The organism is Coprococcus sp. RTP21281st1_F1_RTP21281_210402 (genome assembly GCF_040915325.1).
Lineage (GTDB): Bacteria > Bacillota > Clostridia > Lachnospirales > Lachnospiraceae > Coprococcus > Coprococcus aceti.
The window spans coordinates 172,121-193,936 of the sequence record NZ_JBCPDQ010000005.1 but is presented as its reverse complement, the minus strand read 5'-3'; the positions used below and the strand labels follow the sequence as shown (position 1 = coordinate 193,936).

General features: G+C 43.7%; 19 protein-coding genes. 6 read left to right on the top strand and 13 right to left on the bottom strand.

What is annotated here, in order from left to right:
* Nucleotides 1-33: 33 nt before the first annotated feature.
* Nucleotides 34-1,074 carry an N-acetyl-gamma-glutamyl-phosphate reductase gene (argC, locus tag AB5150_RS08790; RefSeq protein WP_022059392.1) on the bottom strand — a complete coding sequence of 347 codons (1,041 nt, stop codon included), beginning with the start codon at nucleotides 1,072-1,074 and terminating at the stop codon, nucleotides 34-36.
* 419 nt (nucleotides 1,075-1,493) lie between these two features.
* Between argC and AB5150_RS08785 the strand changes: the two genes are divergently transcribed.
* Nucleotides 1,494-2,732, top strand: coding sequence for an argininosuccinate synthase (locus AB5150_RS08785; protein WP_004848633.1), 1,239 nt, complete (start codon nucleotides 1,494-1,496; stop codon nucleotides 2,730-2,732).
* Between the two features lie 132 nt (nucleotides 2,733-2,864).
* Here AB5150_RS08785 and AB5150_RS08780 read toward each other — a convergent pair whose 3' ends face one another.
* From AB5150_RS08780 to AB5150_RS08755, 6 genes are all read right to left on the bottom strand, one after another.
* A complete protein-coding gene (locus AB5150_RS08780; RefSeq protein ID WP_004848629.1) occupies nucleotides 2,865-3,398 on the bottom strand; it encodes a hypothetical protein in 534 nt (177 codons plus the stop codon).
* Between the two features lie 344 nt (nucleotides 3,399-3,742).
* Nucleotides 3,743-4,645, bottom strand: a complete 903-nt coding sequence (locus tag AB5150_RS08775) for an NAD-dependent epimerase/dehydratase family protein (RefSeq protein WP_349092948.1) — start codon at nucleotides 4,643-4,645, stop codon at nucleotides 3,743-3,745.
* Between the two features lie 31 nt (nucleotides 4,646-4,676).
* The gene (locus tag AB5150_RS08770) at nucleotides 4,677-6,491 is read right to left on the bottom strand and encodes an alpha-amylase family glycosyl hydrolase (protein ID WP_368291705.1); all 1,815 of its coding nucleotides are present in this window, start codon (nucleotides 6,489-6,491) and stop codon (nucleotides 4,677-4,679) included.
* A gap of 72 nt (nucleotides 6,492-6,563) precedes the next feature.
* A complete protein-coding gene (locus AB5150_RS08765) occupies nucleotides 6,564-7,724 on the bottom strand; it encodes an ABC transporter permease (protein ID WP_368291704.1) in 1,161 nt (386 codons plus the stop codon).
* A complete protein-coding gene (locus tag AB5150_RS08760; RefSeq protein WP_368291703.1) occupies nucleotides 7,711-8,847 on the bottom strand; it encodes an ABC transporter permease in 1,137 nt (378 codons plus the stop codon). The genes AB5150_RS08765 and AB5150_RS08760 overlap by 14 nt, the downstream gene beginning before the upstream one ends.
* A gap of 85 nt (nucleotides 8,848-8,932) precedes the next feature.
* The gene (locus AB5150_RS08755) at nucleotides 8,933-9,880 is read right to left on the bottom strand and encodes an ATP-binding cassette domain-containing protein (protein WP_368291702.1); all 948 of its coding nucleotides are present in this window, start codon (nucleotides 9,878-9,880) and stop codon (nucleotides 8,933-8,935) included.
* 302 nt (nucleotides 9,881-10,182) lie between these two features.
* Between AB5150_RS08755 and AB5150_RS08750 the strand changes: the two genes are divergently transcribed.
* On the top strand, nucleotides 10,183-11,340 hold the full coding sequence (locus tag AB5150_RS08750; RefSeq protein ID WP_022217170.1) for a sensor histidine kinase: 1,158 nt from the start codon (nucleotides 10,183-10,185) through the stop codon (nucleotides 11,338-11,340).
* A 53-nt stretch (nucleotides 11,341-11,393) separates the two neighbouring features.
* Nucleotides 11,394-12,047, top strand: a complete 654-nt coding sequence (locus AB5150_RS08745) for a response regulator transcription factor (RefSeq protein ID WP_238050459.1) — start codon at nucleotides 11,394-11,396, stop codon at nucleotides 12,045-12,047.
* Between the two features lie 115 nt (nucleotides 12,048-12,162).
* Here AB5150_RS08745 and AB5150_RS08740 read toward each other — a convergent pair whose 3' ends face one another.
* Nucleotides 12,163-12,777 carry an SH3 domain-containing protein gene (locus tag AB5150_RS08740; RefSeq protein WP_015533206.1) on the bottom strand — a complete coding sequence of 205 codons (615 nt, stop codon included), beginning with the start codon at nucleotides 12,775-12,777 and terminating at the stop codon, nucleotides 12,163-12,165.
* Nucleotides 12,778-13,057: 280 nt separating this feature from the next.
* On the opposite strand from AB5150_RS08740, the gene AB5150_RS08735 reads away from it, so the two are divergent.
* Nucleotides 13,058-13,783, top strand: a complete 726-nt coding sequence (locus AB5150_RS08735) for a pseudouridine synthase (protein ID WP_015533207.1) — start codon at nucleotides 13,058-13,060, stop codon at nucleotides 13,781-13,783.
* Nucleotides 13,784-13,834: 51 nt separating this feature from the next.
* On the opposite strand, the gene AB5150_RS08730 is transcribed toward AB5150_RS08735, so the two are convergent.
* Nucleotides 13,835-14,947 carry an N-acetylmuramoyl-L-alanine amidase gene (locus tag AB5150_RS08730; protein WP_015533208.1) on the bottom strand — a complete coding sequence of 371 codons (1,113 nt, stop codon included), beginning with the start codon at nucleotides 14,945-14,947 and terminating at the stop codon, nucleotides 13,835-13,837.
* A gap of 106 nt (nucleotides 14,948-15,053) precedes the next feature.
* Nucleotides 15,054-16,325: a M18 family aminopeptidase gene (locus tag AB5150_RS08725; protein ID WP_173795608.1), complete on the bottom strand. Its 1,272-nt coding sequence runs from the start codon at nucleotides 16,323-16,325 to the stop codon at nucleotides 15,054-15,056.
* A 274-nt stretch (nucleotides 16,326-16,599) separates the two neighbouring features.
* Here AB5150_RS08725 and AB5150_RS08720 point away from each other — a divergent pair, with 274 nt between their 5' ends.
* Together AB5150_RS08720 and aroA are read left to right on the top strand one after the other, a co-directional pair.
* Nucleotides 16,600-17,694: a prephenate dehydrogenase gene (locus AB5150_RS08720; protein WP_055223779.1), complete on the top strand. Its 1,095-nt coding sequence runs from the start codon at nucleotides 16,600-16,602 to the stop codon at nucleotides 17,692-17,694.
* A 41-nt stretch (nucleotides 17,695-17,735) separates the two neighbouring features.
* The gene (gene aroA / locus AB5150_RS08715; RefSeq protein ID WP_055223777.1) at nucleotides 17,736-19,013 is read left to right on the top strand and encodes a 3-phosphoshikimate 1-carboxyvinyltransferase; all 1,278 of its coding nucleotides are present in this window, start codon (nucleotides 17,736-17,738) and stop codon (nucleotides 19,011-19,013) included.
* 140 nt (nucleotides 19,014-19,153) lie between these two features.
* Here aroA and AB5150_RS08710 read toward each other — a convergent pair whose 3' ends face one another.
* The 3 genes from AB5150_RS08710 to AB5150_RS08700 form a co-directional block, all read right to left on the bottom strand.
* Nucleotides 19,154-19,384 carry a hypothetical protein gene (locus tag AB5150_RS08710; protein WP_070099121.1) on the bottom strand — a complete coding sequence of 77 codons (231 nt, stop codon included), beginning with the start codon at nucleotides 19,382-19,384 and terminating at the stop codon, nucleotides 19,154-19,156.
* Between the two features lie 103 nt (nucleotides 19,385-19,487).
* A complete protein-coding gene (locus AB5150_RS08705; protein WP_055223772.1) occupies nucleotides 19,488-20,384 on the bottom strand; it encodes a hypothetical protein in 897 nt (298 codons plus the stop codon).
* 2 nt (nucleotides 20,385-20,386) lie between these two features.
* On the bottom strand, nucleotides 20,387-21,808 hold the full coding sequence (locus tag AB5150_RS08700; protein ID WP_055223770.1) for a hypothetical protein: 1,422 nt from the start codon (nucleotides 21,806-21,808) through the stop codon (nucleotides 20,387-20,389).
* Between the last annotated feature and the right edge of the window lie 8 nt (nucleotides 21,809-21,816).

Below are 21,816 nucleotides of genomic sequence, written 5' to 3'. Positions count from 1 at the left end.
TCTATTTCGAGGCAAATGCTTCAAACCTGATGTTTATGGAAAAACAGGAGCCATGCGAAGGCCCTCAGCCTCGTCAAATCCAAACATGATGTTCATGTTCTGCACAGCCTGACCTGCTGCTCCCTTTACGAGATTGTCAAGTGCACCCATGGCGATGACTCTGTTTGTTCTCTCATCTATCTTGAAGTTGACATCCACATAGTTACTTCCCTCAACCCATCTTGTCTCAGGACATACATCCTTGTCGAGGACTCTGATAAATCTCTCATTTGCATAGTACTTATCGTATGCAGCTCTCACTGTATCGTAGTCGACCTTCTCCTTGAGGTTGGCATATGCTGTTACAAGTATTCCTCTGTTCATAGGGACAAGATGTGGAGTGAAATTAATGACTATCGGACTGCCATTCGCATATCCAAGCTGCTCCTCTATCTCAGGGGTATGTCTGTGTGTCGTAACTCCATAAGCCTTTATGCTCTCATTGACCTCACAGTAAAGATTTGCGATCTTCGCGCCTCTTCCTGCACCTGATGTTCCGGACTTGGCGTCAACGATGATGGAGTTGGCATCAACCAGACCTTCCTTAACCAGTGGGTAGAGTGAAAGGATGGAACATGTTGTGTAGCATCCAGGGTTTGCAAGAAGTCTGCACTTCTTTATATCCTCCCTGTTGATCTCACAAAGACCATACACAGCCTCGTCAATAAACTGTGGGCTCTTATGCTCTATCTTGTACCACTTCTCATAAGTAGCAACATCCTTTATTCTGAAATCTGCACTGAGATCTATGATCTTCACCTTTGACAGAATCTCCTCATTCACCAGTGATCCGCACAGTCCCTGTGGTGTAGCTGTAAATATGACGTCTACTTTTGATGCAAGCTCCTCCATGTTGTCGTCCATACACTTTGCGTCCACGATCTGGAACATATTGCCGTATACCTGATAATATTTCTGATCGATAAAGCTTCTTGAACCGTACCATACGATCTCCGCTTCCTTATGTCCAAGAAGGATTCTTACTATCTCCTGTCCTGCGTATCCTGTCGATCCGATAATTCCTACCTTAATCATAACTGCCTCCATATATATGTAAAAATTTATATTTCCATTCCCACGGATTTGTCTTAAGGCATATCCTGTTTGATTGTATACCCACTTAGTCAGCCTAGTCAACATTCATCTAATCAGACGATATGTTATCCCTCCTACAAAAAACTTTTTATAATTATACATTTTGATTGCATATTATGCAATGGTTTTTTTGAATATTTGCATAATCGTTAAAAATATACGGTTCATCAACGTTTTTGCCGCCATTTAGCTATGTATCCATGTATAAATCACATGCATATTATACGCTGATTAAATGGATATTTTGAAAAATTGCTTGCATAATATACATTTGCGTTGTATAGTTCATGTAGGCGAAAAATGGAATATATTATAAAGTAATTTTTCAAAACACTATATTTATAGGAGGATTTATTAAAATGGCTAAAGAAAAAGTTGTACTGGCTTATTCAGGCGGTCTTGATACCACTGCCATCATCCCATGGTTAAAGGAGACATACGGATACGATGTTATCTGTGCATGTATAGATGTAGGTCAGGAGAGCGAGCTTGAGGGACTTGACGAGAGAGCAAAGTATTCAGGAGCTGAGAAGCTTTACATCATCGATGTTGTAGATGAGCTCTGTGATGAGTACATCATGCCAACAGTTCAGGCTGACGCTGTATATGAGAACAAGTATCTTCTCGGTACTTCATTTGCAAGACCTATCATTGCAAAGAAGCTTGTTGAGGTTGCACGTAAGGAAGGCGCTGTTGCCATCTGCCACGGAGCTACAGGTAAGGGTAACGACCAGCTTCGTTTTGAGCTTTCTATCAAAGCTCTTGCACCGGACATCAAGGTTATCGCTACATGGAGACAGCCTGAGTGGACTATGCAGTCACGTGAGGATGAGATCGCATTCTGTAAGGCACACGGCATCGATCTTCCATTTGATGCAAAGCATTCTTACAGCCGTGACCGTAACATCTGGCACATCAGCCATGAGGGCCTTGAGCTTGAGAATCCTGCAAATGAGCCAAACTACGATGACCTTCTGGTTCTCTCAGTTACACCTGAGAAGGCACCTGATGAGCCTGAGTACATTGACCTTGACTTCGAGAAGGGCTACCCTGTAGCACTCAACGGCAAGAAGATGAAGACTTCTGATATCATCCGTGAGCTGAACAAGCTCGGCGGAAAGCACGGTATCGGTATCATCGATATCGTTGAGAACCGTGTTGTCGGCATGAAGTCACGTGGTGTATACGAGACACCTGGTGGAACTATCCTCACAGAGGCTCATAAGCAGCTTGAGGAGCTCACACTTGACCGTGATACTATGGAGTACAAGAAGCTTGTTGGAACAAAGTTCGCAGCACTTGTATATGAAGGAAAGTGGTTCTGCACTCTCCGCGAGAGCCTTTCAGCATTTGTTGCCAAGACTGAGGAGCGTGTAACTGGTCATGTAAAGATGAAGCTCTACAAGGGTAACATCATCAAGGCTGGTACTACATCAGATTATACTCTGTACTCAGAGAGCCTTGCTTCATTCACAACTGGCGACCTCTACGATCACAAGGATGCTTCAGGTTTCATCAACCTGTTCGGTCTTTCAATGAAGGTTCGTGCTATGATGGATCAGAAGCGTGAGGAGAAGGACAACGCTAACAATAAGTAATTTATTATAGTGTAGACATGAAACATCCCCCATCATACTCGTTATGAATATGATGGAGGATGTTTTTTTCTTGACAAAACAAAAAGACTGAAATAGAATATATCAAAAGAAATGGGTTTTCACCGTACAGTTTTACGACTCAAGCGGGCTGCTCGTTTCTTTTTTTATTGTGGTAATATCATGCAGGTACTTATTACCATCCTCTGAATGTTTTATAAGAAGAATAGCTGTGAATATATTATATCTATCTAAATTGCCCGTTTTATCATCATACACAGGCAGTCCAAACCTTATATCATATCTATACCAACCATATTTAGCATCTTTATTATGCTTTTGCTCTTTATTCTCTTCCCAACGTGGATTTTTGGCTATTTTTATTAGCTCTGGAATTCCCTGTGATGCTGATGCCTTTGCCTTTTTTCTTGCACCTTTTAATGCAATTCTGCTTTTCGAACCTGCATATTCAGACGGAAATTCTTTTCCAATATAAACAACATCATTTGTTTCTGTAATTTCATAACAATCCGATATATAGCCTTTTAAGTATTTTTCTATCTGCTGCCAATCATCTTTTGATAAGCCTTTAAATTTTTTGTCATTAATAATTACTATTTGATTATTATTTTCGTCCGTTATTATACTAACATTCCTGTTTTTTATCATTCAGTAACTCCTTTATTATTTTATATTTGCCAAAAATCATTATGGAAATTAAACTATAGAAATTTCAGATCACTTATTTCTACTAAAAAAGAACTAAAATCTTATTTGAGAACAATGAGTAAAACTCCATCATTGTCAAGAACTCTCTCACTATGTATCTGCATTATATCAATGCTAGCGAAGATGTAAACCCACTTATAACGAATTTACACTTTCTTAATGAATTTATACACATCGTATATCTCGACGATATTTGAATGTATATCTATAAAAAAAGATCCGGAGCCGAAGCTCCAGATCTCCCTAAATACATATCATTTACAATATCGCTGCACCAACGTACATTATTTTAAATTACAGTCTATATATTCCATATATGACTTTTTCCCAACTTCTGATTCATTTTCCACATACCACTCTGCGCATTCTTTCAATCCATCTTCCAATGATATTGTCTCCGGGTATATTTTGTTCTGCTGCTGCACATCGAGATAATATTCATAGTTATAAAAACTAAAATAATTTCTCTGTTCTATATCCTCACTGACATTTACAAACTCAGGGATCTTATCAAAGCAGGCGTAACACATCGTCACCCAGTCTTTTATAGTGACCGGCTCCACATTTCCCACATTCATGATATGAGTCTCCGGCTTTTCCTCTATTACTCTCTCCATCAGGATACAGAGATCCTTCACATGGAAGAACTGCAGCTTCATTCCACCATCTCCGGGCAGATAAAATGGCCTGTCCGCCCTGGCGCAGTCAAATACAAAAGCCTCCCTGTATACATTGTTCATAGGTCCATAAATATATGGTGGTCTGAGTATGTAAGCATCACTCACTCTGTCAAGTAATGCATCCTCCGCAGCAATCTTATCCGTACCATATGACCCCCAGTATCTGTTGAGTGCCCGTTCTGAATCTTCACGGAATGGCTGATCTCCATACTCTGGATACACTGCACTTGAGCTGATCATGATATACTGACCAAATGAACCAAGGCTGTCACATAAGTCTGTGATATCTTCCGCATTATATGCGGTTATGTCCGCCACAACATCAAAATAGATGTCTTTGAGTTTGTCTCCCAGGTCATGCCTGTCCGTTTCTATAAGTTTCACACCTGGAACCTGCGGTCTTGAATTTCTGTTCACCACATACACCTCATAGCCTTTGTCCACAAAATACTGCGCCGCATACCGGCTTACAAATACTGTACCACCCGTTATTAGTATTTTCTTCATGGAGATCCTCCTTTAAATTGGGATTTTTTATCTACTCACCAAGTTCCAGTACCACACTCTCATTTCCAGCTAATTTCACTGAACTAAGGTCTGACACACCTGTCTCACCAGAACTTGAATAAAGTACATTTGTAACTGTTATGTCTCCGCACTCAGCAAGTGATACCGTCTGATTGCCCTCTGCAAAGTTGTGCACCACCAGCAGTTTCTGTCCATCCGCCTCACGGAAGTACGCTATCACACTGTCGCTTGTGAGCGCTGCCGCTCTATAGTTTCCTTTCATAAGGGCAGGATTGTCTTTTCTAAGCGCTATCAGTGTCTTGTAATATGAATACATTGAATCCGGATCTTTCATCTGTTGGTCAAGTCCCTTTGTCTCTGCATTCTGATCATCCTTTTCCCATGACGTGTTGTATGTACTGTCATCTCCCCACAGGAATGGTGTCCTTATCATCTCATCCGGCTTGCTGCCGTACATTCCGAGTTCCTCGCCATAGTAAATATATGGATTGCCTGGAAGTGTCATATATACCGCTGCTATCTGTCTCGCCTTATCCAGGCTGTTCACCGACGATGCTATCCTGTCCTGATCGTGATTTGCTCCAAATACTCCATTCAGATAGTTGACATCCACGCCGTCATATTTATTCTGTATATTCTCTATCGCCACGGAAAGAGAATCACCAAAGCCTGGCACCGCCATGCCTTTCTGTACGCAGTTCAGTATCTTCTGCTGAATTGCGAAATCAAACTTCGTGTCAAATGGCTGGACATAATTTTCCAGCACCTTGTCATCCTGCCATACCTCACCCACCAGGTATACATCAGGATTTATGCTCTCGCAGTAACCGGCAAATTCGTTCCACCAGTTGATGTTTGCCGCTTCAGAATCTTCCTGCTGCTTGAACTCATGCGCCCCATAGATATGAACTGCGGCGTCCATACGGAAACCGTCAAGACCAAGCTCCAGCCAGTGACCGGCGGCATCCTTCGCAGCCTGTCTAACATCCGGATTGTTATAGTTCAGATCCGGCATATCCGCGCCGAACACACCATAATAATAGAAGTCTCCTTCCTGGTGCCACACCATATCTCCCCAGCTTGATTTGTCGAGAAGATGATTGCAGTCTTTCTTGTCGGTCTTGTACACCCACCTGTAATAATCTCTGTACTCGCTGTTCTCATCGGACTTTGCCGCCTGAAACCACGGATGATTGATACTAGTGTGATTGATGACCAGATCCATGATGACTTTCATATCTCTGCTGTGTGCTTCGTCAAGCAATCTCTTAAGATCATCCTCTGTTCCGTAATCGGAATTCACCGTCATGTAATCCGCCACGGAATATCCGTGGTAGGTATCGGATGCAGTGATCGGCATGAGCCATATCCCATCGATCCCGAGCTCCTGCAGATAGTCAAGCTTCTCCGTGACGCCATTCAGATCGCCTATACCATCACCGTCTGAATCGGCAAATGATCTGACAAATATCTCGTAATACACACCGCGATTACCCTCTTCGTCGGTCTTCTTACGAGGCTCTGCCGCAAACTCCGCCACGTCATACGAATCACTTGAGTATGTTCCCTCTACATAAGGCTCATCCTTGTCTTCTGTAGCTTTTTTTGACTCCTGTCCATCTTCTTCTGATGCTCCGGCATCTGTCTGATCGTTTGTCTGACCATCCGCCAAAGTCTCTGCTTCTGACGACGCAGCACCGTCCGCTCCGTCATCTGTTTTGCCGCACCCTGTACCGAGTCCAAGTGTAAGGGCCAGCATAACCACTGCAAGTCTCTTCTGCAGTCTGAGTAAGTTGTTCTGTTTCAGCACTTTCTTTTTAAGCACTTTCTCGTTCCTCCTATACTCCCTCCAAAGAACATTATAACAGACCATGCCTCATAACTTCCAGTGTATTTTCTAAGCCATAGCCCTGCCGGCGGTCTTGTACCTGTCAACGATCACTCCAACAAGTATGAACAGAACGGCAAAGAGCACCTGTACTCCCATGCTCACAAATATTCCTGCCACCGAACTGCCTGATGTGAAATTGTCGATGGCGTCTGTCGCATTTGCATACCAGTATGCCGGGAGAAAATGTGCTATCTCCATCACAGTGTCACTTAAGAACTCTCTCGGCACAAATATCCCGCAGAGGAATGCCATTCCAAGTGATATGACATTTGCACACATGGAAAGAATCTGTTCACTCTGAGTAAGCTTGCTAACTAGAAATGCCAGCGAGAGTGCTACACAGGCATACACCAGCATATTGAGTATGAACATTCCGCCCCTTGCTGAGACTATATCATATTTTATAAGTATTCTGGAAAGTACTATAAATACTACAGACACTACACATCCAGTAAACATCATCCCCAGGACAAGTTCCCTGTTCAGCCTGAAAAATTTGTACGATGAGCACTCTATTCTCGCTCTAAGCCTTTTCCTGTTATATACCTGCAAAACAGGCGCTACCCCAATTATCATAACGCATATCATGACCCACCCCAGATAGTTGTAAAAATTATATAACATGGAATGTCCTGAGGTCTTTCCTTCAGCCATATCGACTTCAGCCTTCTGCTCAAGTGCCGTCCTCGCTCTCTTATCGGCATCGTTCACATCATCTCCGGCCCTCTTGTACAGAGACACCATATTCATGTAGCTGTCAAGCCTTGTCTCAAACAGCATGGACGCCTGACTTCCAGGGATAGTCGTTATCTCAAGCAGACCATCCGCAGTATCATTTGCCCATGCATCGCCAAAGCCATCTGGTATCCTGATCACACAATCCACCGCCCTGTTGTAGAGAGCATCCTGAATACCTCGTTCGTCCATATCAACGCCATCTACAAGCTGCTGCGTATCACTCAGGTAAGCCATCAATTTTCTGCTCATCTCACTGCCATCCTCATCACTCACCGCATATTTGATCGTTTTATCCTTATAATAGTTCTGTGGATCTGTGTTTCCCACATTGATGAACACAACCATGACTCCACACAGGATTCCCACATACATGATCATCTGCCCAATACATTTTCTCAAAACCTTGAAAAAAGATTTAAACACTTGCATATCTGTTCCTCCTTACCATGAGAATCCCAACTGCTATGAGCACCACAGCCTCAATAGTCATTATGACGATATTCTCAGTGAAAACCTGGTGGTCACTGTAAACATTCAGCGCATAGAATGAATCCGATATCAGAGCCGCGGGATTGAGTTTATTTATAATCGGCACGTGCTGCTGTATCTCATACTTTACTCCGTTTATACACAGATCAGAAAGGATGGACATCACCATGGATATTCCGATCACAATACCTATCTTGGTCCCCTCAGCAAGCTTTGATATAGCCCCAACTATGACTCCTATTGCCAGACCGATAAAGCAGCCCACAAACAGAGTAAGCAGGATCTCCCATACTCTGTCGCCAAAATCCACTCCTATGCAGGACATGTATATAAAGCTTATGACCTCGACCACAAAATGTATAATCAGCAGTGCAGCAAACTCTGCCAAAACAAAGGTCATTTTTCTCTGTGGGGACACATTTTTTCTCTTTCCCGTAGCGCTCACATTTGCCTGAAGATTGCCCATCATCTCTATAGATGAAAGTGATGCAAAAAGACAGCTCATGGCAAATATGGCATAGAAATAATTGTTATACACATTCTGGCTGCCCTCAGTGCTGGCCTTCTCTGTATAATATGATCTCTGTTCTGAGAGCTTTTCCACAAGGTTCGACATATCACCCTTAGGTTCTGTGCCATCCTTATATATATCCTTAAGTGCATGCTCGTACTGCTTGTACTCAGAAAGCACTGTCTCAAGTATGCTCGCATTGACAGAACTCTCCGCAACCGTGAGCTTCACATCATCCGTATATATGATGCCCTCGACCTCTTCATCAGCCAGTAACTTTTCCGCATCGCTTTCGCTCATCCTCGTAACCGACAGAAGGGCGTCATCGCCATCCGACAGCGCATCCAGCATATAATTAAGTCCATTTGCCGATTCATCCTCAGTGACCACCGCCACCTTGATATTCCTGAACATCTCATCCTGTTCATATATGTTGCCAAATGCCATGTACATGAATGTTGCAAGAAGCAGCGGGAATACCAGTGTCCAGAAGATCGACACCCTGCCTCGGACCATGATCTTTATGGTGTATAAAAAGTCCCGTATAAACATAATTCTCTCCTTTAATCCTGATTCATCTCAATTTTCCATATACAATACGATTTCAACGATCTCATATCTCTGCCCTGAATTTCGTTTAGTCTCTGAGCTCCTTGCCTGTGATCTCCAGAAATACATCGTTGAGCGTCGGGAGTTCCGTAACAACCCTGCCAAATGATATATCGTGCTCCTTGAAAAATTCCATGAGCCTCACCAGATTGTGTCTTCCGCCGGAATATCTAAGTGTAAGCATGCTTCCGTTATATTCGTTCTCATACACATGTGGCTGACTGCGAAGCTCCGACATCTGTTCGCCTGTAAGTCCAAACACTTCAACCTTTATGGTTTCTGTATTCTTGATCATCTTCTTAAGCTCATCCTTCGTTCCGACTGCAACAGATTTACCTTTGTCCATTATGACTATCCTGTCGCAGATCTGCTCTACCTCCTCCATATAATGAGAAGTGTACACGATGGTCGCGCCTTCCTCTTTCAGTCGTTTGATTCCCTCAAGTATTCTGTTGCGGCTCTGCGGATCAACTGCCACTGTCGGCTCATCGAAAAATATAAGCTTTGGCTTATGCGCTATTCCGCAGGCAATATTCAGTCTTCGCAGCAGTCCACCCGAGAGCTTCTTTGGAAGGAATTTCCTGTAATCCGCAATATCCACGAAATCCATTGTCTCCTCAACACATTTGCGTCTCTTCTCTTTGTCCTTTATATAGAGGCCGCAGAAGTAATCAATATTCTCATATACAGTCAGTTCATCGAACACCGCCACATCCTGCATTACAACTCCTATCTCTCTCTTGATATCGTAGCTGTCGGGCTTCATCTCTTTGCCAAATACCTTTATATCGCCCTTGTCAAATGTGAGCAGGGACAGTATACAATTTATAGTTGTCGTTTTGCCGGAGCCGTTTGGTCCAAGGAGTCCAAGTATCTCCCCCGCCTTCACCGTCAAACTGAAATGATCCAGCGCCAGTAGATCTTTATATCGCTTTACCAGATTGGTAACCTCTATTGCATTTTCTGAATTACTCATATATATCCTCCTGTTTTGATATCCTGTTTTTTGACCCTCATTATCTTATGAGTGTCGTTCATAACATGATAGTCTGCACGCATCAGCATGCTACATTCTTTATTACATGCTCTCATTATATACACCCTTGATCTGTTTTCACAGTGAACAACGTCATCTTCACAATGTGACATTTGTCATATTTCTTTTTCCCTCATATTTATTTATAATAATTATTACACTAGGCTGCGCACACTGCCTGGCACGGCTATTCAGACAGCACGATATATACTACAGCATTTTCTACATTATGGAGAATAATTATGAAACACCTCATCAACAAAGGACTCCTGCTGGTCTCAGCATTTGTCATGATATATGCGCATAATACTGCCACGGACACCTGGATTATCATCGCACTACTCCTGTCGCTCATTGCCGGTGCGGTCTATCCGGCACTTTCCGGGATCTCCGCAGTGAACAGAGCCACCACGAAGGGCGCCGAGAACCACAGCAGAATATATCCATACATATGCGAGGCACTGGTATGCGCGTATCTTGTATCCGCATTCTGGCTGCACCCAGTCTATATGTTCGTGTCCATAGTCAGCTACGACATGTACAGATACAGACAACGGCTGTCACCAGTCATACTTGTCCTGTTATCCATATACATGTGCGTCAACTATCCTCTGATGTCAGTTCTCCCACAGATATGCCTCATCGCATTCTCATTTGCTATGAGCGTGTACTGCTGCCGGATAAATCTGCTGAGGGCGGAGCTTCTTGCCATGAGGGACAATACTGCAGAACACGACATGCTGGTTGCACAGAACACACGCCAGTTGCTGGAAAATCAGGACAACATGGTGCTCACCGCCACCCTGTCAGAGCGAAACAGGATTGCCCGGGAGATTCATGACAATGTCGGTCATATGCTCACCAGATCCATACTTCAGACCGGTGCCATCAAAGTTATCAACAAAGACGAGCGTCTTGAGAAGCCCCTGGCACAGCTGCAATCTACGCTGGATACCGCAATGGACAGCATGAGAAAAAGTGTCCACGATCTACACGATGAATCCATAGACCTGCGCACTGCCCTAGATGATGTGATCAACAACGTCAGCGACATGGACATCTACATGGATTACGACATGTCAGATAAGCTTCCAAGAGAGATCAAATACTCATTCATCAACATAGTAAAGGAAGCCATTAACAATACGCTGAAGCACAGCAACGGCGACCATATGGATATCCGCGTGCGGGAACACCCGGCATTTTATCAACTGTATATAACAGACAATGGACAGAACATCCGCTCCGATCCATCCCCGGCACAAGGAAGCGCTTCTGGCGGTATGGGCTTAAATGGTATCCAGGAAAGAGTAAACAAACTTGGAGGCACAATGAAGATATCAACCGACGACGGATTTTCCATATTGATCAATATCATGAAAAGAGATTTTACAGACTGAATTCCAAACAGATATGCAAAATATCCTGATTATAAATAGGAGGAAACCGACAAATGAATGTAGTTATAATAGATGACGACCAACTGGTGGCACTGTCACTTCAGACCATACTCGAAGCCTGCGACGACATACAGGTATCCGCCACGGGAGGCAGTGGAGCTGATGCGATCAGACTGTACGAAGAATATCAACCGGATGTTCTACTCATGGACATCCGCATGGAGAACATAAATGGCCTTGAGGCTTCTGAGACTATCATGGCCTCTCACCCGGATGCCCGCATTCTTCTCCTGACAACATTTTCAGATGACGAATATATAATCAAAGCACTGAGTATCGGGGCAAAGGGATATATACTGAAGCAGAATTTTGAGAGCATCGCACCGGCAGTAAAAGCAGTACACAATGGACAGACTGTATTCGGGGATGAGATAGTTGGAAAACTCCCTGATCTTATTGGACATATGGACACTACCTCATCAGATGTCCAGCCATCGCCATTTGCCGGAATGGAATACGAACTCAGTTCCAAGGAAATGAATATTATCAGACTTGTTGCAGATGGTCTGAATAACAAAGAAATCGCATCAAGCCTGTATCTGAGCGAGGGTACAGTGAGAAACTATATCAGTTCCATCCTTGACAAGCTGCAGCTGAGAGACCGCACACAGCTGGCGTGCTTCTACTACAAAAAGCTAACCAATTGAGCAACAGTCAATACAACAATAAAAAAGCAAGCCGCACGCCATCCTTGAATGACATGCGGCTTGCTTTTTCTGTCTTACTGGGTCGTACCTGGGTGAGGGGTACTCATATACACTACTACTGAAGTGAGGCATCCACACTTACATATTCTGTTGAAATATATCCGATCGAGCCATCGTATAACTGAACTCCTATCCAGCTCTCATCCTGTGATACAACGTCGAACATCTCTCCACTGTTCACTGTAGCTATGATATCTGATTCTGATGACTGCTCTGTATGGACATACACACCATCATATATCACTGATGCTGTTACGCCCGGAAGCACCTCTGAAGGGGTCTCTTCTGTTGTCGCTTCCTCTGTTGTCACTGCCTCGGTAGACGCTGAAGTCACAGACTGTATACTACCTGATGCATTGCTGGCAACTCTGGCCGTATCGTTGGCCGATACTGAACTTCCTGCAGGCACCACTGCGTCGATGGCAAGCTGCACACTGCTGTCTGCCATCATCACTGCCTGACTCTTGTTGATAGTCACACTATCATTCGCATATAATTCATCCGCAAGCGGGTCAGCCTTCTCTCCAAAACTTATGACAGCAAATACACAAAGAGCCATTACAACCACAAGTGCTGTCATCAAAATGTTATGTCTTAAATATTTATAACTGAGAACATTCCTTCTCATGTGATCTACAAATCTTCCAAACTTACTGCGTGATCTAGTCATTAATTTTTCCTCTTTTACCCTTAATCCAAGCTATTTTCTATGTAGTATTTCGTAATCTAAATTTTACAAAGTTACCGCATTTGTTACATTTCTGTTAAATATAATACACTACACATGTGCATGTGTCAACTGATTCTGACAAAAAAATACCAATTTCTAGTGGTTTTACACAACTGTTTGTAACGACATGTTGTGTTTTGTAACATTTAACTTTTCTGCTGAAAAAAGCGCATTTTCGTGGTATCATATGACATCATACAGTCAACAAAAGGAGTACATTATGAGACTTGATAAATTTCTAGTTGAAATGGGGATTGGCAGCCGCAGTCAGGTAAAGCAGTATGTGAAAAAAGGCACTGTCACCGTCAATGGTGCCCCGGTTAAATCCTCAGATGTAAAGATAGATGAGAACAACGATACTATAAAATATAACGGCAGGATTCTGAATTATTCCAGATACAGATATTTCCTCCTGAACAAACCTGCGGGGTGTGTAAGCGCCACCAAAGATAACGTGCATCAGACCGTTATCGATCTGCTAAAAGGAGAAAATACAAAAGACCTGTCACCCGTGGGACGGCTGGATATAGACACAGAAGGACTTCTACTTCTGACAAATGACGGAGCACTGACCCACCATCTTCTGTCTCCTGCACACCACATTCCCAAGACATATTACGCAGAGATTGACGGATATGTAACAGATGATACCATAAACCTTTTCGCCACAGGTGTGGATATCGGAGATGAAAAACCTACACTGCCCGCAGATCTGCGCATATTATCTTCCGACAGCACCGCTGCCAGATCGGAGATCGAACTCATAATAACAGAGGGACGTTTTCACCAGGTCAAGCGAATGTTTGAGGCCGTTGGCATGAAAGTTACTTTTCTGCGAAGAATTGCAATGGGTGAGCTGAAGATAGACGAATCGCTTCCAACAGGTGCCTACAGAAGTCTCTCGGAAGAAGAGGTCAGTCTTCTCCGGTTCGATATGCCACAATAAAAATAGAGAACAGGAAATCCTGTTCTCTATTTTTATTTATGTTACTGACTTCTATTCTGTAATATATTTATCAAGGCCATCTGCTATTCCCTTGGCGATCTTGTTCTGATAATCGTCTGTTACAAGAAGTGCCTCCTCAGATGCTGTAGTCATATAGCCAACTTCCACTATGGTTACCGGAACTGTACTCCAGTTTATTCCGCTCATGGTATCCGTCTCCCATATTCCATCACTCTTAGCTCCTGTGGAAGCCAGAAGTCCTGATAAAACATCCGTGGCAAGACTCTTGCACTGATCATAGATAGCTGAATTATATGGATTAGATGATGTCTGACATACTGTCATCACACCTGTCGCATTACCGTCTGTCGATCCATTTGTATGGATCTTTATAACTGCATCTGCCTTAAGGTTGTTCGCATATTCTGCTCTCGTCGCATTACTTATATCAACATCATTCGATGTTCTGATCATCTTAACTGTATAGCCTCTGGATGTGAGCTCTGCCTCAAGCTTCTGTGCGATCTGAAGATTCAGCTCATATTCCTTTATTCCTGTTGATACACCTGTGTTGCCAACGGTTGCCTTTACTTTTGTCTCTGTAGCAGCAGGGCCTATCGGCTCGGTCTCTTCATTTGCATTCTGCTGATGTCCGGCATCTATAACTATCATCTTGCCCTCACCAACATTGGATGTAGTTCCCTGTTCTGTGGATGCATCCGATGAATTCTCTGTTGTCGCCTCAGTCGATGCATCAGACTTATCTCCTCCGCCTACGACCTCAAGGAGCTCTGAGAATATATAGTATTCCCCACCATCTATAGATACCTTGCTCCACTCATCGTTATAACCGATTCTGTCCAGCTCAACATCATTTGCAACTTCCTGATATATCTCTCCATCAGTTGATGGGCTCGTTCTGACATTCACATAGTCAAGAGTCTTTACTTTGTCATTACATATTGTAAAGCCATCCTTGTCCTTCTCCGGCTGTGCCTCAGTGGTTGCTTCCGTAGTCGCCACCGTCACTGCCTCTGTGGTCGCCTCTGTCTCCGTCGGATTGGCTGTGGTAGCATCGTCACCTTTGCTTCCGCATCCGGCAAATGCCAGCATGGAGGCAAGTCCAAAGCAGAGCACTGCATATTTTAAATGTTTCTTCTTCATGAGTATCCTCCGTAAGTGATTATTGAAGTTAAAAATACATCATCTTATTGTAACACAATCGTAATAACTGCACAAGTACATTGCTCAAATACCTGATTTCACCATACTACATTTCAAATACTGCACCGCAAATCTTCTCAAGTTGTGCATAATCCTCCGCACTTCCAAGCTCCACCGCTGAATGCATAGCCAGTATCGGTATTCCCATGTCTACAGCTCTGACTGGCAGATAAGATGAAGCTATAGGACCTAAAGTCTGTCCTCCTGCCATACCCGACCTGTTCACCTGACGCTGTATCTTTATCTCCTGATTTCTTGAAAGAGCCATGATGACCGCAGATGCCTCACTGTCTGACACGTATCTCTGACTTGCACTTGATTTGAGTGCCACTCCGCGCCCCATGACAATCTGATTTGTCGGATCACTCTTCTCTGAATAATTCGGATGGGTTGCGTGCGCCACATCAAGTGACAGCATGAATGCATCTCTCATAAGGCGTCTTCCTGCTCCAGCCTCAATATCCAAGCCTTCCATGATACGCTTTATTATCTCCGACAGAAGCACCGAATCTGCTCCCTGCTTTGATCTGCTGCCTATCTCCTCATTGTCAAACAATGCTATAACATTTGTATTATTGCCATTTGTCTCTCTGCACATGGTGTCAACAAGCGCTGACACGGAAGTTACATTGTCAAGTCTCGGAGAAGCTATCATATCCTTATCTGCCCCAACTATCTCCATTCCATCCATGTTATACAGGTATAGATCATAATCAAGAATATCGTTCTTCAAAAGCCCAAGGTCATCTGCCACATACTGTAATATATCTTTGTCCTTCACAGTCTGACCATCCAGACCATATACAGGTATGAGCTCCTTCTGCACATTCATTTTCTCCCCGGGTGCATCCTTTCTCAGATGCGGTGCAAGGCTTGGCACTATGCACATGGCACGCTCTGAATCATACAGATACGTCTTCGGCCTGAACGGATCCGTGGTCTGCGCCATGACCTTGCCCGCGATTCCAAGCGGTCTGTCAAACCATGTCTCCTTGATAAGTCCGCCGTACGGCTCTACATTCAGTGTCTGGTAGCCGCTTCTGTTCATATCCGGCTGAGTCTTTATCTTGAGCATAGGAAAATCTGTATGTGCAAGGCCGATATTCAGCCTGCCATACTCAGGCATCTCCCCTGCGGCAAACGCCACCATCATAGATGAGTATGGCTTCACATAATATCTTCCTCCGGCCGTGAGCTCCCAGCGTTCTCCCATATCAAGCTCCATGTAACCGTGATCCTGCAGCATGGCTTCACATTCCTTCACTACATGAAACTGTGTGACACCGGCGTCAAGTAGTCTGCAAAGTGTATCTATCATAATAAATTATCCTCCTTATAATGGTCGGTCGACAAACGCACACATCAGTATACTTTCTTATGTGCATCGTCTGCGTTCTCCACAAAGATTTTAGTACAAATCTTCAGCTTATACAATTCCCTTACTTCTTATTTTAGCTTAATATCCACATCTGATATTCAAGTTTTTTTATCGCAATGTGAATCTTCTCTTGCCCTGTCCTTCAAAAGGCTGTATAATCGCCAATAGATACTTTAACGCTTTTATGCGTCAAACTGTTAAAGGAGAACGTAAAATGAATGATTTTTCAATAGGATTTATCGGTCTGGGACTTATCGGAGGATCTATTGCCAAATCCATCCACCGCATTTTCCCTGATTACAGAATAGTCGGCTTTGACAATAATCTATCTACACTCAAGGAAGCTGTCTCCGATGGGACACTGACTGAATATACAGATGATATCCATACCATAGCAGAATGCAACTATATCTTTCTGTGCGCACCGGTCCACTATAATATAGAATACCTGCGCCAGCTCAAGCCATTTCTTACAGACAGCACCATACTGACTGATGTCGGAAGCGTAAAGCTCGACATATACGAAGCAGTCCAGGAGCTTGGGCTTGCCAGGTATTTTGTCGGCGGACACCCTATGGTCGGCTCTGAGAGATCTGGCTACGAGGCGGCCACCGACAGGCTCATAGAGAATGCCTATTACTTCATCACACCTGCAGACGGAGTTCTGCCGGGCAAGACTGAGGAGTTCTCCACATTTATCGGAGATCTTGGAGCGATACCGATCACATACTCACCTGTTGAGCACGACCGTATAACCTCTTACATAAGTCATGTGCCCCACGTCATAGCCGCCTCACTGGTCAACCTTGTCGCAGCGGCAGACAGCCCGGACAATATTTTCAAATCACTGGCAGCCGGAGGCTTCAAAGATATAACCAGAATCGCATCCTCCAATCCAGTGGTATGGGAGCACATTCTTCTGGCAAATCCTGACAATATCGTACACGGGCTTCAGGAATATGTTGAGCTTATAGACAAAATGATTTATCATATTAAACAGCGCGATGCGGCTGGGATAAATGCTTTTTTTGCATCCGCCAGAGATTACAGGGATTCCATCCCTAACAACAGCAGCGGTGTCATAAGAATGCACCATGAACTGTTCGTAGATATCCCTGACGAGGCTGGTGCGCTGGCAAAGGTGGCAGCTTTTATCGCAGAGGCAAAGATAAGCCTCAAGAACATCGGAGTCTCCCACAACCGGGAGGATGAGGAAGGGGTTCTCAGACTCTCATTCTACGATGCTGATTCAAGACGGAATGCGCAGGATGTGCTGAAGGCCGCAGGCTATAAGATTTATAACCGATAGGTAAAACATATTACACTAGAATAAAGGAATACTGAGAATTTATGAAGATCAACAGAGTAAAATCACTTAACGGAGAGATAACAATACCGGGGGACAAATCCATCTCCCACCGCTCCATCATGTTCGGCTCAATCGCAGATGGAATAACCGAGGTACACGGATTTTTAAATGGAGCAGACTGTATATCATCCATGAACTGTTTCAGGCAGATGGGTATAGATATTGATTACGACGGCTGTGTCGTTACTGTACACGGCAAAGGACTGCATGGACTGTCAAAGCCTGAAGGCACACTCGATGTCGGCAACAGCGGAACAACCACCAGACTTATATCAGGTATACTTGCCGCTCAGCCATTTGCAAGCAGGCTTATAGGTGATGCTTCTATATGTAAGCGCCCTATGAAGAGAATCATGACGCCTCTCTCCATGATGGGTGCCGACATCACATCCGAACTCGGAAATGACTGTGCACCGCTCCTTATAAACGGAAAGGAACTCCATGGAATACACTACAACTCACCTGTCGCGTCAGCACAGGTAAAGTCATGTGTACTCCTTGCCGGACTCTATGCAGACGGCGAGACAAGTGTCACCGAGCCATATGTGTCAAGAAACCACACTGAACTCATGCTTGAGTCATTTGGCGGCAATATAAAAACAGAGGGAACTACGGCTACCGTAAAGCCTGTGGATAAGCTTGTTGGACAGAAGATACTTGTACCTGGAGATATATCATCAGCTGCTTACTTCCTTGTTGCAGGACTTATCACTCCGAACTCATGCATCACCATCAAGAATGTTGGAATCAACCCGACCAGAGACGGAATACTTGAAGTAATCAAGGCAATGGGCGGCGATATGGAATACTCCAATGTAGTGAGCGGATGCGGTGAGCCAACCGCTGACATAACAGTCAGGACATCAAGTCTCAAGGGCTGTGTCATTGAGGGTTCCATCATACCAAAGCTCATTGACGAGATCCCTGCCATCGCAGTTCTCGCATGCTTTGCAGACGGTGAGACCATCATCAGGGATGCCCAGGAGCTCAAGGTCAAGGAATCAAACAGAATAGATGTCATGGTAAACGCTCTCTCATCCATGGGCGCAGACATAACTGCAACCGATGACGGAATGATCATACGCGGTGGAAAGCCTCTTCACGGTGCAGTGATTGACAGTCACTTGGACCACAGAATCGCCATGAGCTTTGCCATCGCAGGACTTAACGCTGATGGCGATACAGAGATCACCGGAGCCGAGTGCGTGAACATCTCATATCCGGGATTTTATGATGATCTGGGTGGGCTGGAACGTTAAATTTTTCATCAATAGTAAAGGCGTCACTGCTGTTTATGATGCTTCGCATCCTACGATAACAGTGACGCCTTTATTTCACCCAGTGCTCTTGACTTTTACCAGAACCATTTGGACCAGCAAATACAAGAACCATCGGTTTTCTATTTTGCATATTTTATATCTCCATTTGCATATTCAATATATGCTTTTTTATTCTCTTTATCATATCCCGCTATTGGTTTTTTACATACTCTGGCTTTATTTATTGCAGCTTTAACCGCCTCAACAGCTCTGGCATCCATCTCCCGATCAGACAACGTTAACGTTTTACTTTCTTCTTCTCTTGATACTACATTTATTATCTTCCCACTTTTCGTGTTCACTGTTGTCATACAATCACCGCCTTTATACTTTTTATTATATATATAATTCATGATTTAAATAGTCTTATTTTATAATTCATTTTACCACAGTTCATGGACTATTCACAACAGCTTACTCCGTTGCCCTCTCAAACTCATCAGTTCCAGTATCTTCCCAGTTTGTCTTTCCACTGCTTATCACTTCTCCACTGGAAAATACATATGCATAGATATCTTCTATTTCGGCGCTGCCATAATCATATGTTCCATCACCGCCTTTTTCAGTACGATACCTTACATACAGACCGCACTTCTCATTTTCTGACTTGCCATCATATACAATGTATTCCACTGTAGTATCACTTTCAGACAATATACATCTTGATGATGACTCCGAGGCGCCGTAATATACTTCGAATTTTCCAGCTGTGGCATCTGAATATTTCTCAAAGATCGCCTGATACCCGACTGTAATTTCCTTATTTTCTGGCTGATCATTTACATCAGGATCAACAGAGGAATCAGTGGAGCTCTCTGCATTCTCCCTGCTGTCACCCGAAGCTTTTTCCGTTATCGCAGAGTCTTGTTCGCTGTCTTTTTCTATATCCGTATCTTCTCTTCTATATCTGGTCGTGAGACGTCTACTGCTGGTCTGCCCATTAAAACGCATGGTCACAAGCTCGTCACGCTGTTCAGAGCCAGACACTACCACCTCCACACGATCAATATACCATGTCGTCTTTAGATCGCTTTCGTCAAATCTTGCACCATCATTTGCCACTTCAAATGACCTATATGCAACCGTCTTCTCTTTGCCCTTCAGCACCAGTCTTCCATGGGCAGCTCCAAATGGAAAATCCGGGTCGCCAACAGAATAGATCACAAGCTCATAATCACCATCTGGAGACGTTAACACACTTATCTGCTCAGCTTCGTAACGCGTCTTATATCTAACATAACCTAATGGCAGCAACACCACCATTACCAATATGCCTACTATAATCACAACATACTTTGATATCTTGTTCATGACTATTTCCTGCCTGTCTCCTCATACATTCCCATCTTTTTCATGTTATCCACTATATCTATGTAGTTTCCATCTATCGCATTTATATATACCCTCTGCAAGGGCATATCGCATCGGTAGTCTTCATTATATTCATTCTGAGAAAATATCCATGTCGGAACAAAATACTTATTTCCCGACTCATCAGCACATGGTACATAGGCAAGTTCCACATCATTAAATTCCACCGTTCCATAATTTGTCGGGTGATCCTTATAATATTTGGCTATACTCTCGCCCGCAGCTTTAATCATCTCATCCCAGCTTAAAAGCTTGACCTCCTCTTTATCAAACGTATCCTCATCGGCATATACATACACTGTAGATGAGACAACCCCAAACTTATCAACACTTATTACCGCCTTGTCAACTCCACCTTTATAGGTAAGGTTATCGGTATCAATACTATCCACGGTATCGATATCTGTTGAGTATACCACGTCTATGCCATCTATCTTCCGTCCGAACTGAAATCTGTATCCATCCGGCTTTTTACAGATATCTTCACCATATGAACCTCCAGTCCAGGCTCTTACCGCCTCCTCTGTCTCTGTACATGCAAAGCCGCTTATCCCCAGATTGTCTAGTAACTTCATTGCAGAACCGAGTCCTTCATCTTCTGTGATCGGATTCTTCTCGTCCCCATCATATGTGTCTTCACCGACAACATTGATCTCATACGTACTTTCAGTTCCAGGAACCTCTGATACAAGAGCCTTATCCTCACCCTCTGGTGTCATATCGTATGTAAAATAGCTATTGTTGTATCCATCTCCATCTTCAGCATCAGATGCAGCCATAAATATTCTCTGTATCCCATCTTTTTCCGCAACATAATGCTCGTTAAGCTTATATTCTGTAGCTAATGGCAGCTCGTCAGACATATTCTTCCTTTCTTCTTCGTATTTTACCAGTTCCACCTCCAAAAGTTCGGCATAACCAGGATCACCATTCGCCAAGGCTTTCTCTATTTCTGACTTATACATTTCTATCGTGTTGTCCAGTATCTCCTTTGAATCAGCAGCGTCAGCACTTTGCCACCTTACCTCTGATGTCTCGTCAAAAAGCTTTGATATTATAGTTTTAAGCTCATCGCCTGAACATGGCGCATTTACCGCATCAAATCCGACCTTATATACTTTGCCAGCGTCAGGGATCTCTATATCATCATCCTTCAAGGTTATGGATGAGAGTTTCGATTCTCCTGTGTCAAAAGTTACGTCACAGCTATCCGGAACATCAAGCTGACCACTAATTCCACCGGCATCAGCTGCATCATCACTGCCACCATTCATTCCATAATCAACTTTTTTATTTCCACACGCAGCAAGACTTAATGCCATAACAGAAATAAGTGCTGCACACATTATTTTTTTCTTGTCCATAGTACACC

What these genes read in the sequence shown, in the direction of transcription:
- AB5150_RS08700 (WP_055223770.1), bottom strand. Translation starts at nt 21,808, where the DNA reads ATGGACAAGAAAAAAATAATGTGTGCAGCACTTATTTCTGTTATGGCA.
- AB5150_RS08735 (WP_015533207.1), top strand. Translation starts at nt 13,058, where the DNA reads ATGAGACTTGATAAATTTCTAGTTGAAATGGGGATTGGCAGCCGCAGT.
- AB5150_RS08785 (WP_004848633.1), top strand. Translation starts at nt 1,494, where the DNA reads ATGGCTAAAGAAAAAGTTGTACTGGCTTATTCAGGCGGTCTTGATACC.
- AB5150_RS08710 (WP_070099121.1), bottom strand. Translation starts at nt 19,384, where the DNA reads ATGACAACAGTGAACACGAAAAGTGGGAAGATAATAAATGTAGTATCA.
- AB5150_RS08765 (WP_368291704.1), bottom strand. Translation starts at nt 7,724, where the DNA reads ATGCAAGTGTTTAAATCTTTTTTCAAGGTTTTGAGAAAATGTATTGGG.
- aroA (WP_055223777.1), top strand. Translation starts at nt 17,736, where the DNA reads ATGAAGATCAACAGAGTAAAATCACTTAACGGAGAGATAACAATACCG.
- AB5150_RS08705 (WP_055223772.1), bottom strand. Translation starts at nt 20,384, where the DNA reads ATGAACAAGATATCAAAGTATGTTGTGATTATAGTAGGCATATTGGTA.
- AB5150_RS08750 (WP_022217170.1), top strand. Translation starts at nt 10,183, where the DNA reads ATGAAACACCTCATCAACAAAGGACTCCTGCTGGTCTCAGCATTTGTC.
- AB5150_RS08760 (WP_368291703.1), bottom strand. Translation starts at nt 8,847, where the DNA reads ATGTTTATACGGGACTTTTTATACACCATAAAGATCATGGTCCGAGGC.
- AB5150_RS08720 (WP_055223779.1), top strand. Translation starts at nt 16,600, where the DNA reads ATGAATGATTTTTCAATAGGATTTATCGGTCTGGGACTTATCGGAGGA.
- AB5150_RS08740 (WP_015533206.1), bottom strand. Translation starts at nt 12,777, where the DNA reads ATGACTAGATCACGCAGTAAGTTTGGAAGATTTGTAGATCACATGAGA.
- argC (WP_022059392.1), bottom strand. Translation starts at nt 1,074, where the DNA reads ATGATTAAGGTAGGAATTATCGGATCGACAGGATACGCAGGACAGGAG.
- AB5150_RS08780 (WP_004848629.1), bottom strand. Translation starts at nt 3,398, where the DNA reads ATGATAAAAAACAGGAATGTTAGTATAATAACGGACGAAAATAATAAT.
- AB5150_RS08745 (WP_238050459.1), top strand. Translation starts at nt 11,394, where the DNA reads ATGAATGTAGTTATAATAGATGACGACCAACTGGTGGCACTGTCACTT.
- AB5150_RS08730 (WP_015533208.1), bottom strand. Translation starts at nt 14,947, where the DNA reads ATGAAGAAGAAACATTTAAAATATGCAGTGCTCTGCTTTGGACTTGCC.
- AB5150_RS08725 (WP_173795608.1), bottom strand. Translation starts at nt 16,325, where the DNA reads ATGATAGATACACTTTGCAGACTACTTGACGCCGGTGTCACACAGTTT.
- AB5150_RS08775 (WP_349092948.1), bottom strand. Translation starts at nt 4,645, where the DNA reads ATGAAGAAAATACTAATAACGGGTGGTACAGTATTTGTAAGCCGGTAT.
- AB5150_RS08755 (WP_368291702.1), bottom strand. Translation starts at nt 9,880, where the DNA reads ATGAGTAATTCAGAAAATGCAATAGAGGTTACCAATCTGGTAAAGCGA.